Genomic DNA, 15,152 nt, shown 5'->3' on the forward strand with positions numbered 1-15,152 from the left:
GACATTCAGAACAGCCGACCGAGGCCATCCAGTGCAGCAACCCGGTAGGCTTCGGCCATGGTCGGGTAGTTGAAGGTGGTATTGACGAAGTACTTGATGGTATTCGCCTCCCCTTCCTGGTTCATGATGGCCTGACCGATATGCACGATCTCGGAAGCCTGGTCACCGAAGCAGTGGATGCCCAGCACCTGTAGCGTGTCACGATGGAACAGGATCTTCAGCATACCCACCGGCTCACAGCTGATCTGCGCCCGCGCCATGCTCTTGAAGAAGGCCTGGCCTACCTCGTAGGGCACCTTTTCGCTGGTCAGCTCGCGCTCGGTCTTACCCAGGGAACTGATCTCGGGAATGGTGTAGATGCCGGTCGGCACGTCATCGACGAAGCGCCAGCTGTCATTCTCGACGATATTGCCCGCTGCCGAGCGGCCCTGGTCGAAGGCCGCGCTAGCCAGGCTCGGCCAGCCGATTACGTCCCCGGCTGCATAAACATTGGGTACGTCGGTGCGATAGTTCTCGTCCACCAGCACCTGGCCACGACTGTTGGGTTTGAGGCCGATATTCTCCAGCCCCAGGCCATCGGTGTTGCCCGAGCGGCCGTTGCACCAGAGCAGCGCATCTCCCCTGATTTTCTTGCCCGATTTCAGGTGCAGCACTACCCCGCCGCCATCCAGGCCCTCGATCTTCTCATACTCCTCGTTGTGCCGGATGAGCGCCATGCTATTGCGCAGGTGGTAGCTCAGCGCATCGGAGATCTCGTCATCCAGAAAACTCAGCAGTCGGTCGCGGTTGTGGATCAGATCCACCTTGACGCCCAGCCCGCAGAAGATGGAAGCGTATTCGCAGCCAATGACGCCCGCACCATAGATAATCAGCGTGCGCGGTGTGTGGTTGAGCTGCAGGATGGTGTCGCTGTCATAGATCCGCGGATGGTTGAAATTGACGTCCGCCGGACGATACGGGCGAGAACCCGTGGCGATGATGATCTCCTGGGCGACCAGTCGATCCACCGCCCCTTCGGCGTTCACCAGTTCGATGGTATGGGCATCGGCGAAACTGCCCTTGCCGAAAAACAGATCGATACGGTTGCGCGCATAGTAGCTGTTGCGCGAACGCACCTGGCGGGCGATGACTTTCTCTGCACTTTTGAGCACATCAGGGAAGGAGAAATCCCGTGGCTCGCCGACCACACGGAAGATCGGGTTGGTGTTGAACTGAATGATCTGCTTGACCGAGTAGCGCAGCGCCTTGGATGGAATGGTGCCCAGGTGGACGCAGTTACCGCCCACCATGTTGCGTTCCTCGACCACCGCTACCCGGCGCCCATTCTTCGCCGCGTTAACCGCAGCGCCCTCACCCGCCGGGCCTGCACCCAGTACCACTACATCATAGTTATAAACAGCCATTCAATTTCGGTCCTGTAACAATAGGAATATATCCGCGCAGCGTATCCTCAATCCTTGCGAGTGGCGTCGTAGCCAAGCGCCGCGCTCTTGGTCGAACCGGTGTCCTGACGCGACTCCTCACATCTGTTGGGGTTGCCACCACAGATGCCGCAGCTCTTGTCCAGGCCAGTCGCCCCGATGCCGCCACAGGAACCGGCGATCGGCTTGCGACCCATCATGACGCCAACGGCCATGCCGGCGACGCAAAGCAGCATCACCACAAAAGCCAGTAACCAAACCATGATTTACTCCTTGCTCTGTTGCAGAGCGATGAATTGGGGTGTGCTTCGGGAAACGAAGCCATCCCCTTGGCGAATGACAAACAACGCCGGCAGCTCATGCTCGATCGCATATTCCCAACCCAGCTTCGAGCCCTTGACCAACAGGACAGTAGACAAGCCATCGGCCCAGGCGGCGGAGGGATGTAGAACCGTCACTGCTGCCAGGTCGTGCATTACCGGCCGACCGGTGACCGGATCGAAGGTGTGCGAGTAGCGTTGGCCTTCGTGTTCGAAATAGTTTCGGTAATCACCTGAGGTAGAAACGCCCAGCCCGCGCAACGGCAAAATCAACTGCGCTATCCGGCTGTCATCCCGCGGCTCTTCCACGGCAATGCGCCACGGCCGACCACCTGGCTTATGACCATCGGCTTTCAACTCGCCGGTCAACTCCACCATATAATCTTGGATGCCCATGCTCGCCAGGTGTTCCACCACCTCGTCGACCATGTAACCGGCGGCAATACCGCTGATGTCCAGTTGCAAGGCGACATCCTTGCACAATTGCCCATCGCGGATGTGCAGGTACTGGTGGCCGGTATGCGCCATGGCGGCAGCCAGTTGCTGGTCATCCGGCACGTTCTGCCCACCATCACCGTGGAATCCCCACAGCGCCAGTAGCGGGTCCAGTGTCAGGTCGAAGCTGCCGTCACCGTCCCGATGCAGCTGCTGCGCCAGTTCCACAATCTCCAGTATCGATTGCGGCATAGCCTGGCAGGTACCAGCGGGTGCGGCATTGAAACGGGACATCTCCGAGTTGGGCCGCCAGGTGGAAGCTGCTTCTTCGAACGTTTCCAGCAACTGATCGACCGAGGCCTTGACCTCGGTCGCGGCTGGTGACTGCTCGGAACCGACCCACTTGATTGAATAGGTGCTGCCCATGGTTGAGCCGTAAATCTCGGAAACCGGCTCGGCAGAATTGAAACAGCCCGTCAGGGCTGCTGCCAAAGCAGCAACACTGACGGGCCAAACAAGGCGACTTAACATGCTAACCGCCAAAGTCATCGAGCAGGATATTCTCAGGTTCCACACCGAGATCTTCCAGCATCTTGATGACCGACGCGTTCATCATGGGCGGCCCGCACATGTAGAACTCACAGTCCTCCGGCGCCGGGTGATCCTTGAGGTAATTGTCGTACAGGACGTTGTGAATGAACCCGGTAGGGCCTTCCCAGTTATCCTCGGGCAGTGCATCGGACAATGCCAGGTGCCACTCGAAGTTCTCGTGCTCGGCAGCCAACTTGTCATATTCGTCAACATAGAAGGCTTCGCGCAATGAGCGAGCACCGTACCAGAAGGATATCTTGCGCTTGGTCTTGATGCGCAGCAGCTGGTCCATGATGTGCGAACGCATCGGCGCCATGCCGGCACCGCCGCCAACGAAGACCATTTCGGCATCGGTATCCTTGGCGAAGAATTCACCGAAGGGACCGTAAACCGTGATCTTGTCACCCGGCTTCAGAGCGAACACATAGGACGACATCTGACCTGGGGGTACATCGTCACGGCCGGGTGGCGGCGACGCCACGCGGATGTTGAACTTGACGATGCCCTTTTCTTCCGGGTAGTTGGCCATGGAGTAGGCGCGGATGACGGTCTCGTCCACCTTGGATACATAGCGCCACTGGTCGAACTTGTCCCAGTCGCCCCGGAATTCCGGCTGGATATCGAAGTCCTTGTAGTTCACCGTATGCGGCGGACACTCCAGCTGTACATAGCCACCAGCGCGGAAGTTGACGTTCTCACCTTCCGGCAGACGCAAGGTCAACTCCTTGATGAAGGTGGCCACGTTCGGGTTGGACTCAACCACACATTCCCACTTCTTGACCCCGAAAATCTCTTCCGGAATCTCGATTTTCATATCCTGCTTGACCGGGGTCTGGCAGGACAGACGCCAGCCTTCCTTGGCCTCACGCCGCGTGAAGTGAGACTCCTCGGTCGGCAGCATTTCACCACCTCCCGTCTCCACCACGCACTTGCACTGGGCACAGGTACCACCACCACCACAGGCCGACGACAGGAAGATGCCATTGGACGCAAGAGTCCCCAGCAGCCTGTCACCCGCCGGCACCGTAATGGTGCGCTCGCCGTTGATCTCGATGCTCACATCGCCACTGCTCACCAGCTTGGAACGGGCGATGAGAATCACCACCACCAGCACCAGCACGATGGCTGTGAACATGCCGATGGCGAGAAAAATTTCGTAGTTCATCTGCTCACTCCATCCTTACAGCTGTACGCCAGAGAAAGACATGAAGCCCAGCGACATCAGTCCAATTGTAATGAAGGTGATGCCCAGGCCTTGCAGCCCATCGGGAACGTCGCTGTACTTGAGCTTCTCGCGGATCGCCGCCAACAGCGCGATCGCCAGAGCCCAGGACGTGCCGGAAGCGAAGCCATAAACCACACTCTCGGACAGGTTGTAGTCCCGCTCGACCATGAACAGCGTGCCGCCCATGATGGCGCAGTTCACCGTGATCAGCGGCAGGAACACACCCAGCGCGTTGTAGAGCGCAGGCACGAACTTGTCCAGCAGCATCTCAAGAATCTGCACGATAGCCGCGATCACACCGATGTAACTCAGCAGCCCGAGGAAGCTGAGGTCCACGTCGGGCAGACCGGCCCAGGCCAGCGCCCCATCCTTGAGCAGATAGGTATAGATCAGGTTGTTCGCCGGTACGGTGATGCCTTGCACCACGATGACCGCAATACCCAGACCGATAGCCGTTTCTACCTTCTTGGAAATGGCAATGAAGGTACACATGCCGAGAAAGAACGCCAGCGCCATGTTCTCCACGAACACGGCTTTGACGAACAGGCTGATGTAATGCTCCATTAGTATGCCTCCTGCTTGGAAACCTGCGGGGCCATGCGGAAGTCAGGTGCTTCTACCTGCTCCTTCTTCCATACTCGTATGGCCCAGATGAACAGACCAATCAGGAAGAACGCGGACGGGGGCAGCAGCAGCATGCCGTTGGGCAGATACCAGCCGCCATCATTGATGGACTGGAAAACGGTATAGCCCATCAGTTTGCCTGCACCAAACAGCTCACGCACGATACCCAGGCCGATCAGCATGATGCTGTAGCCAAGACCATTGCCGATGCCGTCGAAGAATGACAACACCGGGGGATTCTGCATGGCAAAGGCTTCTGCGCGGCCCATCACGATACAGTTGGTGATGATCAGGCCCACGAATACCGACAGCTGTTTGGACAGCGAATAGGCATAGGCCTTGAGCACCTGATCCACCAGGATTACCAGCGACGCGATGATCACCATCTGCACGATCATGCGAATCGAGCTGGGGATCTGGCTGCGGATCAGCGAGATGAACAGGTTGGAGAACCCGCACACCAGGGTCAGAGCAATACTCATCACCAGCGCGGTATTGAGGTTCGAGGTAACCGCCAGGGCTGAACAGATCCCGAGCATCTGCAAACCGATGGGGTTGTTATTGAAGACCGGGTCCAACAGGACCTGTTTGATTGTCGGCTGTGACATGATCAAGCCTCCCCTGCGCGCAGGTTATCAATAAAGGATCCGAAGCCGTTCTCGCCCAGCCAGTAGTTCAACAGATTGTTGACCCCATTGGCTGTCAGCGTGGCCCCGGCCAGACCATCAACCTGATGATCTGCATTAGGACTGGCAGCATCGACGTTGCCCTTGATGACGCGAATGGCCAGCTGGCCGTCGTCATTGAAGACTTCCTTGCCAGGCCACAATCCGCGCCAGTTGGGGTTATCTACTTCTCCCCCCAGACCGGGCGTTTCGGCATGTTGATAGAAACCGAAGCCCTGGACCGTGTTCAGATCACCCTGCAGCGCCAGGAAACCATGCAGTGTTGACCACAAGCCATAGCCGCGAACCGGCAGGATCAGGGTTTCCATCTGCTGGTCAGCGCCCTCGACCACATACACCACGGTGTAATTCTCGCGGCGGTTGATCGAAGCGACATCTTCACCACCGGTCAGGTTCTTCGACAGCGCCGGGTCTTTGGCCGCCGCCAGCGGATCGAAGGTCTGTGCATCGAACTCATCGCTGAACCGTCCGCTGTCCAGATCGACCAGACGGGCGATGATACGATCGCCGAACAGGGCCTTGACTTCAGCACCGGACATGGACGGACTGCCCAGACCGGCAATCGCCAGGATATTGCGTTGCTTGTCCAACTGGGCATTTTCGATCTGGGTCGGGCGCAGCGCCACAGCGGCACCTGCCACGAAGATCGAACAGACCAGACACACCATCAGGGCCACCACCAGCGTACGGGCGGTAGATTCTTTTTGACTAGACATTGCGCGCCAGCCTCCGCTTGATATTGGCTTGAACGATGAAATGATCGATCAGCGGTGCACACAGGTTGGCGAACAGGATCGCCAGCATCATGCCTTCCGGGAAGGCCGGATTGACCACGCGGATCAATACCACCATGACGCCAATCAGCCCACCGAAGATCCACTTGCCCATGTTGGTCATGGACGCCGATACCGGGTCGGTGGCCATGAAGATCAGGCCGAAGGCAAAGCCGCCGGTGACCATGTGCCAATACCAGGGCATGGAGAACATCGGATTGGTCTCTGAGCCAATGGCGTTGAACAGCATGCTCAGCGCGATCATGCCGATCATTACCCCGGCGACGATCCGCCAAGAGGCGATCTTGGTCATCAGCAATACAGCACCGCCGATGAAAATGGCCAGCGTGCTGGTCTCACCAATGGAACCATGCATGGTGCCAATGAAAGCGTCCATCCAGGTCAGGCCGCTGGTCACCACCGCATCGATACCGCCGGCACCTGCGACGCCCAGCGCCGTTGCACCGGCGAAACCGTCGACGGCAGTCCAGACTGCATCACCGGAAATCTGTGCCGGATAGGCAAAGAACAGGAAAGCGCGGCCGGTCAGTGCCGGGTTGAGGAAGTTCTTCCCGGTACCACCGAAGATTTCCTTGCCGATGACCACACCGAAGCTGATACCCAGGGCGACCTGCCACAGCGGAATGCTCGGCGGCACGATCAGCGCGAACAGCACCGAGGTGACGAAGAACCCTTCGTTGACCTCATGTTTGCGCACGGAGGCAAAGAGCACCTCCCAGAAACCGCCAACAATAAAGGTGACAGCGTAAATCGGCAGGAACCAGGTGGCACCGTGGATGATGTTGTCCCAGATGCTGCTCGGGTCGAAGCCGGCCAGCATGCCGATAAGCGCTATGCGCCAGCCTTCCTGGGCCTCGAGCAGCTCAGGGTTGACCGCGAAGATGCTGTTGGCCTGATAGCCGACGTTCCACATGCCGAAGAACATGGCCGGGAAGGTGCACAGCCAGACGGTAATCATCATGCGCTTGAGGTCGATGCCGTCACGCACATGGGCCGTGGTTCTGGTTACGCTGGATGGCTTGTATAGGAAGGTATCCGCCGCCTCGTAAAGGGCATACCACTTCTCGTACTTGCCGCCCTTCTCGAAATGATGCTCGATCTTGTCAAGGTAACTACGCAATCCCATTGATCAACCCTCCTTCTCGATGCGCGTGAGATTGTCACGCAGGATCGGGCCATATTCGTACTTGCCGGCGCAGACATAGCTGCACAGGGCCAGATCCTCTTCATCCAACTCCAGGCAGCCGAGCTTCTGGGCCATCTCGGTATCACCGACGATCAGCGACCGCAGCAATTGCGTGGGCAGGATGTCCAGCGGCATGACTTCTTCATAGTTGCCGACCGGGATCATCGCCCGAGCACTACCATTGGTACTGGTGGTGAAGTTGAACAGCTTGGAAGGTGCCAGCTTCGAGATGAAGATATTCAGGATCGAATGCTTGTTCGCACCGGCACGCAGATAGTGCAGTATCTCGCGCTGAGTTCCTTCCAGCAGCACCGATACCTGGAGGTGATAGCGCCCCAGATAGAGTACCGGACCACGGGCCAGACGGCCGCCCAGCACCGAGCCGGAAATGATCCGGTTGTTGCCCGGCTTCATTTCACCAGCCACCAGCTCTTCCAGGTTGGCACCGAGTACGGTGCGCAGCAGTCGTGGCCGCTCAATCTGCGGACCACCCAGCGCGACAACGCGCTCGGCTGACAGCCGGCCAGTGGTGAACAGCCGACCTACGGCTACCACGTCCTGGTAGTTGATATGCCACGCCTGCCGGCTTTCGCTGACCGGATCCAGCATGTGGATATGGGTACCCGGCAGACCAGCCGGATGCGGGCCGGCAAAACTCTCGGAGCGCACACCAGCGACATTCTCGCCAGGGATGCTCGCGCCTTCGGCCTTGCACAGCCAGACGCCAGCCAGACGGGCCAGCACTTTCAAGCCGTTTTCAAAATCCGCACCACAGGATTGCAATACCACAGCCGGATCAGCGGACAGCGGGTGGGTATCGATAGCGGTAACGAAGATCGAACTGGGAGTCGCATCAACCGCCGGCACCTTGCTGTACGGGCGAGTCCGCAGCGCGGTCCACAGACCGGAGCGGACGAGCTGATCACGTACCGCCTGGGGATCGAGCCCTTCCAGGCTGTCGGCACCGTGGGCGCCGAAGTCAACGGCATCATCACCTTCGACATCGATCACCACCGACTGCAGTACACGCTTTTCGCCACGATTGATGGCGCTGATCACGCCACTCGCTGGGGCGGTATAGAGTACACCGGGGTTTTTCTTGTCACTGAACAGGATCTGTCCCGCCTGCACCCGATCGCCGACCTGCACCTCCATGGTAGGTTTCATACCGTGGTAATCGAAACCTACAAGTGCAACGCTTCTGACTGGACGGGCGTCTTCAATACGTTGCTCAGGCGAGCCGGTGATTGGCAGATCCAAGCCCCGTTTGATATTTATCATACGAATAGCCTAATCACGAAAATGGAATTGTTGGAAGGCAGTGGCAATGCGCAGAGCTGGCGATCGGCTCCGCGAAAATTGAGCAGAAACAGTCAGACAACGCGACCACGACCTCGATCAAAAAATCCTGCCAAGTATAAAGATCATGGCCAGGCAAAGCTACTCAAGGCGCGGTTTTTTAAAGCCTTCCTGTGTCAGGGTGTCGCACTCGGGCACTCCCGCTTGATACAGGTCAAGACACGCGACCCACCGCTTCCAGGCGACTGCCAAACGCCCACAAAAAAAGGCGCCGAAGCGCCTTTTTTCGTTACTGCATGTTATGCCGGGAAAGCCGGCGGATTAACATTCGCCATGTCTTCCAGAATCCGCACAACCTGACAGCTGTAACCGAACTCGTTGTCATACCAGACATACAGGATGACGCGGTTATCGTTACAGATGGTCGCCTCGGCATCCACCACACCCGCATGCCGGGAACCAACGAAGTCAGTAGACACCACTTCCTGGCTGTTGGTGAAGTCGATCTGCTTATGCAGATCCGAGTGCAGGGCCATGTAACGCAGGTAATTGTTCACCTCGTCGCGGTCGGTCGACTTCTCAAGGTTCAGGTTGAGAATCGCCATCGACACGTTAGGCGTCGGCACCCGGATCGCGTTACCACTGAGCTTGCCGCCCAGCTCCGGCAGCGCCTTGGCAACCGCCTTGGCAGCGCCGGTCTCGGTGATGACCATATTCAGCGCTGCACTGCGCCCCCGACGATCGCCCTTGTGGAAGTTGTCGATCAGGTTCTGGTCATTAGTGTACGAATGAACCGTTTCGACGTGACCATTGACGATACCGTACTTGTCATTGATCGCCTTGAGCACCGGAACGATAGCGTTGGTGGTACAGGAGGCCGCGGAAACGATCTTGTCTTCCGGCGTGATGCTCGCATGGTTGATGCCATGCACGATGTTCTTCAGATCACCCTTGCCCGGCGCAGTCAGTACCACCTGGGAAGCACCCGGGCACTTGAGGTGCTGGGACAGGCCCGCCTCGTCACGCCAGACACCGGTGTTGTCCACGATGATCGCGTCATTGATGCCGTAGGCGGTGTAGTCGATGCTGGCCGGATCGCCGGCATAGATCACCTGGATCTGGTTGCCGTTGGCGGTCAGGGTGTTGTTCTCTTCATCGATGGTGATGGTGCCCTGGAAGGAGCCATGAACCGAGTCGCGACGCAGCAGACTGGCGCGCTTGGACAGATCATTGGTCGCGCCCTTGCGCACCACGATCGCCCGCAGACGCAGCCCGTCCCCGGCGCCGGCCTTCTCAACCATGATGCGCGCCAGCAGGCGGCCGATACGGCCAAAGCCGTAAAGCACCACATCGCGGCCCTGGCGCTTCTCACCCTTGCGACCGATAACGCTGGCCAGCTCCTTGCGCAGGAACCCGTCCAGATCACCGTTACCTTCCTGGGCGTACTTGCCCGCCAGGCGAGCCAGATCAATCGAGGCCGGACCCAGGTCCAGATCCAGCAACGCCTTGATCAGCGGAAAGGTGTCATGTACCGACAGTTCATTGTCATCAATCTGCCGGGCGAAACGGTGGGACTTGAGCAGACTGATAACGGAGCGGTTAACCAGGCCGCGGCCATAGATGGAGGTGACCACGTTGTGTTCACGGTACAAACGTCCAATCAACGGGATCATCGCTTCAGCGGTAGCTTCGCGGTCGGTCCAGTTCTCCAGACATTGCTCGTATTGGGCTTGAGTCACGGCTTTTCCTTCCAGGGTCAGGGAGCTAAAGGGCCAATATTATGAGGCTAGCTGACCGAGGAGGCAATCACCGAACGTAAAACGACCGCCCCAGCGCCCGCCGAAGCAGCCGTTTCAGCCAGCCGTCAGACCACCTGTCTGCGGGTTCGGTACAGCGATAGCAACACACCGCCAGCCAGCAGCGCGAAGGTAACGCCGAGCGATACACCAGCATGAATCTTGATATCCAGGCCATGCAGCAGGATCTTGCAACCAATGAAGATCAATACCAGCGCCAGCGCATATTTGAGGTAGACGAAGCGATGCATCAGCGCAGCCAGGGCGAAGTACAGCGAACGCAACCCCAGGATGGCGAAGATGTTCGAGGTGTAGACAATGAAGGGATCCTGGGTGATGGCGAAGATTGCCGGCACGCTGTCCACGGCGAATACCAGATCTGCCAGCTCGATCAGCACCAGGGCCAGGAACAGCGGCGTGGCGAACAGCACCACCTTGCCAGCCTTGTCCGGTAGGCGGACGAAGAATTTCGAACCATGCAGATCGTCGGTCACCCGAAAATGCCGACGGATAAAAATCACCATCCGGTTCTGCGACAGGTCCGTATGCTCCACCTCATCCTTGCTGAGGAACATCTTGATACCGGAAAACAGCAGGAACACACCAAATATATACAGGATCCATTCGAATTCCTGTACCAGCGCCGCGCCCAGGCCGATCATGATCGCCCGCAGCACGATCACCCCGAGAATGCCCCAGAACAGCACCCGATGCTGATAGATGCGCGGAATGCCGAAGAAACCGAGGATCATCGCCATGACGAACACATTGTCCATGGACAGCGACTGCTCAATCAGAAAGCCGGTGTAGAACTCCAGCGCGCTGGCCGAGCCCATCTGGAACCAGACCCACAGACCGAACAGCATACCGACGGCAAAGTAGCCGCCGTACAACAGGAAACTTTCACGCACTTCGATTTCATGTTCTTCGCGGTGCAGCACACCAAGGTCGAAAGCGAGAATGGCCAGCACGATGGTCAGAAAGAGCAACCATTGCCAGACAGCAGTACCGAGAAAGGGGTTGGTCAAAAACGAAATCAGAGGCTCCATGGCGGCCCTCCTGTCAAAGTTTTCAATAAACTTATGACTCCGACATCACGGTGGGACCAACCACCGCCAGAGGGGCCCGGCGTCACGCAGGCTGAATGATATAACCGGCCTCAGACTTCGACAAGCGGAGATAAAAACAGCGCAATCACAACACGGAACCGCCCGGGGGGTTAAACTGTGCGTTTTGCGCAACAAGATAAGCCCACCAGCATGCCTGACACATCACTTCTGTTCGCCGCACCGTTGCAGAGCCACCTCGGTAACAAAACAGCCTGGGGCAACCTGCCCGCCGCGGCGCGCGCCCTGGCCATTGCCGAAGCAGCATCCCAGCATACCGGCCTGAGCCTGGTCATCACCCGGGATACCGCCATGGCGGACCGCCTGGAACAGGAACTTCGGTTCTTCGCTCCCGAGCTGCCGGTGGCTACCTTCCCCGATTGGGAAACCCTGCCCTACGATCGCTTCTCGCCGCACCAGGACATTATCTCCCAGCGGCTGGAGACGCTGTACCGTCTGCCGCAGGTAGGGCACGGTATCCTGGTCGTACCGATGATCACCCTGCTGCACCGGATTGCGCCCCGCTCCTTCCTCGGCGGCTCGGTGCTGATGCTGAAGGTCGGCCAGCGGCTGGACATCGACCGCATGCGCCAGGATCTGGATGCGGCGGGCTATCGTTGCGTCGACACCGTCTATGAGCATGGCGACTACGCCGTGCGCGGTGCGCTGCTGGACCTGTTTCCCATGGGCAGCCGCCTGCCCTACCGCATCGACCTGTTCGATGAGGAAATCGAAACCCTGCGCACCTTCGATCCGGAGACCCAGCGTTCGATCGACAAGGTTGAGCGCATCCATTTGCTACCCGCGCGGGAATTCCCCCTCGACAAGAGTGCGCTGACCGGCTTTCGTGCGCGCTTTCGTGAACGTTTCGAGGGCGATCATCGGCGCTGCCCCATCTATCAGGACCTGAGCGATGGCATGGTGCCGCCGGGCATCGAATATTACCTGCCACTGTTCTTCGAAGAGCTGGGCACCCTGTTCGACTACCTGCCGGACGACACGCTGCTGTTCAGCCTGCCCGGCATCGAGGACAGTGCCACCCAGTTCTGGTCAGATGTACGCAATCGCCACGAGGAACAGGGCATCGATCCGACCAGACCGCTGCTGACGCCGGCAGAACTGTTTCTGCCCGTTGAAGAGTGCTTCGCCCTGCTCAAGCGTTACCCGCGCATCATCTGCCACGATGAGCCGCTACCGGCAGCGCCCGGGGTCACCAATTTCAATTGCAGCCCGCCGCCCGAACTGCCGCTGGATAGCAAGCAGGATCAACCGCTGCGCGAACTGCAGCGCTTTCTCGACGAGTTCAACGGTCGCTCGCTGTTCATCGCCGAAACCGCCGGCCGCCGCGAGGCGCTTCTGGAGCTGCTGGCACGCATCAGCCTGAAGCCCGAGCCGGTGGACAGCTGGGCTGATTTCATCAACAGCCAGCTGTCCTGCGCCATCATGATCGCGCCGGTGGATCAAGGGCTGCTGAGCCAGGACCCGCCCGTCGCCCTGATCGCCGAAAGCCAACTGTTCGGCCAGCGGGTGATGCAGCGTCGGCGGCGCGGCAAGGCTACCGACCTGGGCGACACCCTGATCCGTAACCTGACCGAACTGCGCGAAGGCGCGCCAGTGGTGCACATCGACCATGGCGTGGGTCGCTATCGCGGCCTGGTCAATCTGAGCGTCGAAGGCCAGGAGGCCGAGTTCCTCAAGCTCGAGTACGCCGACGAGGCCACACTTTATGTGCCGGTGGCGAACCTGCACATGATCGCCCGCTATACCGGCGCCGATGATGATAACGCGCCGCTGCACCGGCTGGGCTCGGAGCAATGGCAGAAGGCCCGACGCAAGGCCGCCGAAAAGGTCCGCGACGTGGCCGCCGAACTGCTGGATGTCTACGCCCGCCGCGCCGCGCGCAAGGGCTACGCCTTCAGCCAGCCGGAACAGGACTACCAGACCTTCGCCGACGCCTTCCCCTTCGAGGAAACGGCCGACCAGCAAGCCGCGATCGATGCGGTAACGAAAGACATGACCGGCCCGCAACCAATGGATCGCCTGGTATGTGGCGATGTCGGCTTCGGCAAGACCGAGGTCGCCATGCGCGCCGCCTTCCTCGCCGTGCATGGCGGCAAGCAGGTCGCAGTACTGGTGCCCACTACCCTGCTTGCCCAGCAGCATTACAACAGCTTCAAGGACCGCTTCGCGGACTGGCCGGTGAAAGTCGAGGTGATTTCCCGCTTCCGCTCCGCCAAGGAAGTCAAGGCAGCCACCCAGGAGCTGGCCGATGGCAAGATCGACATCATGATCGGCACCCACAAGTTGCTGCAGGGCGATGTCCAGTTCAAGGACCTGGGCCTGGTGATCATCGACGAGGAACACCGCTTCGGGGTACGCCAGAAGGAACGCCTCAAGGCCCTGCGCAGCGAGGTGGATATCCTCAACCTGACTGCCACGCCGATTCCACGGACCCTGAACATGGCCATGACCGGCATGCGCGACCTGTCGATCATCGCCACGCCGCCGGCGCGGCGGCTGTCGGTCAAGACCTTCGTCATGCAGCAGCAACCGGCGGTGATCAAGGAAGCCATCCTGCGCGAACTCTTGCGCGGCGGCCAGGTGTACTTCCTGCACAACGAAGTGGAAACCATCGAGAAATGCGCGGCCGACCTGGCAGAGCTGGTGCCCGAAGCGCGAATCGGCATCAGCCACGGCCAGATGCCGGAACGTGCTCTGGAGCAGGTGATGCGCGACTTCTATCATCGCCGCTTCAACATCCTGGTGACCTCGACCATCATCGAGACCGGCATCGATGTGCCCAGCGCCAACACCATCATCATCGAGCGCGCCGACAAGTTCGGCCTCGCGCAGCTGCACCAGCTGCGCGGCCGGGTCGGCCGTAGCCACCACCAGGCCTACGCCTATCTGCTGACCCCGGCCGGGCGCAAACTCACCGGTGACGCGGAAAAGCGCCTGGAAGCCATTGCCGCGGCACAGGACCTGGGCGCAGGCTTTACCCTGGCCACCCATGATCTCGAGATCCGCGGCGCCGGCGAGCTACTTGGCGAAGGCCAGAGCGGGCAGATCCAGGCGGTCGGTTTCACTCTGTACATGGACATGCTGGAACGGGCCATCAAGGCCATCCAGCAGGGCAAGGAGCCGGAGCTGGAAAACCCGCTGAGCGGCGGCCCGGATATCAACCTGCGCCTGCCGGCGCTGATTCCCGACGACTACCTGCCGGACGTGCATGCACGCCTGACCCTGTACAAGCGCATCGCCAATGCCGCCAATGATGACGACCTGAAGGACTTGCAGGTGGAAATGATCGACCGCTTCGGCTTGCTGCCCGAACAGGTGAAAACCCTGTTCCGGGTCACCGCGCTGAAACTGCGCTGTGCGCCGCTGGGTATCGCCAAGATCGATGTTGGCGCGGAGCATGGCCGCGTCGAGTTCGCTGCCGATACCAGTGTCGATCCGCTGACGCTGATCCGCCTGATTCAGGACAACCCGCAGCGTTACCGGCTGGATGGCGGCAGCGTATTCCGCTTCAGCGCGCCCATGGGCACCGCGGCGCTGCGCCTGAATACCGTCGAAGCCCTGGTGGAACGGCTGCAGCAAGTGCCCAGCCCGCCCCCCAGCCCCGGCAAAGGCAAGCGTCGATGAAGTGGGCTGTGCCCAGCTGATAGG

At 59.5% G+C, this 15,152-nt stretch carries 12 protein-coding genes; 1 reads left to right on the forward strand and 11 read right to left on the reverse strand.

What is annotated here, in order from left to right:
- Positions 1-5 precede the first annotated feature (5 nt).
- The 11 genes from sthA to BM267_RS00560 form a co-directional block, all read right to left on the reverse strand.
- On the reverse strand, positions 6-1,403 hold the full coding sequence (gene sthA / locus BM267_RS00510; RefSeq protein ID WP_036989658.1) for a Si-specific NAD(P)(+) transhydrogenase: 1,398 nt from the start codon (positions 1,401-1,403) through the stop codon (positions 6-8).
- Between the two features lie 47 nt (positions 1,404-1,450).
- Positions 1,451-1,684 (reverse strand): (Na+)-NQR maturation NqrM, encoded by a 234-nt coding sequence (gene nqrM / locus BM267_RS00515; RefSeq protein ID WP_074778529.1) that lies wholly within the window; start codon positions 1,682-1,684, stop codon positions 1,451-1,453.
- Between the two features lie 3 nt (positions 1,685-1,687).
- Positions 1,688-2,707, reverse strand: a complete 1,020-nt coding sequence (locus BM267_RS00520) for an FAD:protein FMN transferase (RefSeq protein WP_074778527.1) — start codon at positions 2,705-2,707, stop codon at positions 1,688-1,690.
- 1 nt (position 2,708) lies between these two features.
- Positions 2,709-3,932: an NADH:ubiquinone reductase (Na(+)-transporting) subunit F gene (gene nqrF / locus BM267_RS00525; protein WP_074778525.1), complete on the reverse strand. Its 1,224-nt coding sequence runs from the start codon at positions 3,930-3,932 to the stop codon at positions 2,709-2,711.
- A 15-nt stretch (positions 3,933-3,947) separates the two neighbouring features.
- Complete coding sequence (gene nqrE / locus BM267_RS00530; protein ID WP_074778523.1) at positions 3,948-4,556, reverse strand: NADH:ubiquinone reductase (Na(+)-transporting) subunit E; 609 nt, start codon at positions 4,554-4,556, stop codon at positions 3,948-3,950.
- Positions 4,556-5,230 carry an NADH:ubiquinone reductase (Na(+)-transporting) subunit D gene (locus tag BM267_RS00535; RefSeq protein WP_177173378.1) on the reverse strand — a complete coding sequence of 225 codons (675 nt, stop codon included), beginning with the start codon at positions 5,228-5,230 and terminating at the stop codon, positions 4,556-4,558. Before BM267_RS00535 ends, nqrE begins: the two co-directional genes overlap by 1 nt.
- On the reverse strand, positions 5,227-6,018 hold the full coding sequence (locus tag BM267_RS00540) for a Na(+)-translocating NADH-quinone reductase subunit C (protein WP_074778518.1): 792 nt from the start codon (positions 6,016-6,018) through the stop codon (positions 5,227-5,229). Before BM267_RS00540 ends, BM267_RS00535 begins: the two co-directional genes overlap by 4 nt.
- A complete protein-coding gene (locus BM267_RS00545; RefSeq protein WP_074778516.1) occupies positions 6,011-7,222 on the reverse strand; it encodes an NADH:ubiquinone reductase (Na(+)-transporting) subunit B in 1,212 nt (403 codons plus the stop codon). Before BM267_RS00545 ends, BM267_RS00540 begins: the two co-directional genes overlap by 8 nt.
- A 3-nt stretch (positions 7,223-7,225) precedes the next feature.
- Positions 7,226-8,563, reverse strand: a complete 1,338-nt coding sequence (locus BM267_RS00550) for a Na(+)-translocating NADH-quinone reductase subunit A (protein ID WP_074778514.1) — start codon at positions 8,561-8,563, stop codon at positions 7,226-7,228.
- A 317-nt stretch (positions 8,564-8,880) separates the two neighbouring features.
- Positions 8,881-10,320 carry a glyceraldehyde-3-phosphate dehydrogenase gene (locus tag BM267_RS00555; protein WP_074778513.1) on the reverse strand — a complete coding sequence of 480 codons (1,440 nt, stop codon included), beginning with the start codon at positions 10,318-10,320 and terminating at the stop codon, positions 8,881-8,883.
- A gap of 125 nt (positions 10,321-10,445) precedes the next feature.
- Positions 10,446-11,426, reverse strand: a complete 981-nt coding sequence (locus BM267_RS00560; protein ID WP_074778511.1) for a TerC family protein — start codon at positions 11,424-11,426, stop codon at positions 10,446-10,448.
- Positions 11,427-11,636: 210 nt separating this feature from the next.
- On the opposite strand from BM267_RS00560, the gene mfd reads away from it, so the two are divergent.
- Complete coding sequence (gene mfd / locus BM267_RS00565; protein WP_074778509.1) at positions 11,637-15,128, forward strand: transcription-repair coupling factor; 3,492 nt, start codon at positions 11,637-11,639, stop codon at positions 15,126-15,128.
- Positions 15,129-15,152 lie beyond the last annotated feature (24 nt).

The organism is Halopseudomonas bauzanensis, from assembly GCF_900114735.1.
In the GTDB taxonomy this organism is placed as follows: domain Bacteria; phylum Pseudomonadota; class Gammaproteobacteria; order Pseudomonadales; family Pseudomonadaceae; genus Halopseudomonas; species Halopseudomonas bauzanensis.

Bases quoted from the DNA above. Each gene is read 5' to 3' on its own strand.
- sthA (WP_036989658.1), bottom strand. From the start codon at position 1,403: ATGGCTGTTTATAACTATGATGTAGTGGTACTGGGTGCAGGCCCGGCG.
- nqrM (WP_074778529.1), bottom strand. From the start codon at position 1,684: ATGGTTTGGTTACTGGCTTTTGTGGTGATGCTGCTTTGCGTCGCCGGC.
- BM267_RS00520 (WP_074778527.1), bottom strand. From the start codon at position 2,707: ATGTTAAGTCGCCTTGTTTGGCCCGTCAGTGTTGCTGCTTTGGCAGCA.
- nqrF (WP_074778525.1), bottom strand. From the start codon at position 3,932: ATGAACTACGAAATTTTTCTCGCCATCGGCATGTTCACAGCCATCGTG.
- nqrE (WP_074778523.1), bottom strand. From the start codon at position 4,556: ATGGAGCATTACATCAGCCTGTTCGTCAAAGCCGTGTTCGTGGAGAAC.
- BM267_RS00540 (WP_074778518.1), bottom strand. From the start codon at position 6,018: ATGTCTAGTCAAAAAGAATCTACCGCCCGTACGCTGGTGGTGGCCCTG.
- BM267_RS00545 (WP_074778516.1), bottom strand. From the start codon at position 7,222: ATGGGATTGCGTAGTTACCTTGACAAGATCGAGCATCATTTCGAGAAG.
- BM267_RS00550 (WP_074778514.1), bottom strand. From the start codon at position 8,563: ATGATAAATATCAAACGGGGCTTGGATCTGCCAATCACCGGCTCGCCT.
- BM267_RS00560 (WP_074778511.1), bottom strand. From the start codon at position 11,426: ATGGAGCCTCTGATTTCGTTTTTGACCAACCCCTTTCTCGGTACTGCT.
- mfd (WP_074778509.1), top strand. From the start codon at position 11,637: ATGCCTGACACATCACTTCTGTTCGCCGCACCGTTGCAGAGCCACCTC.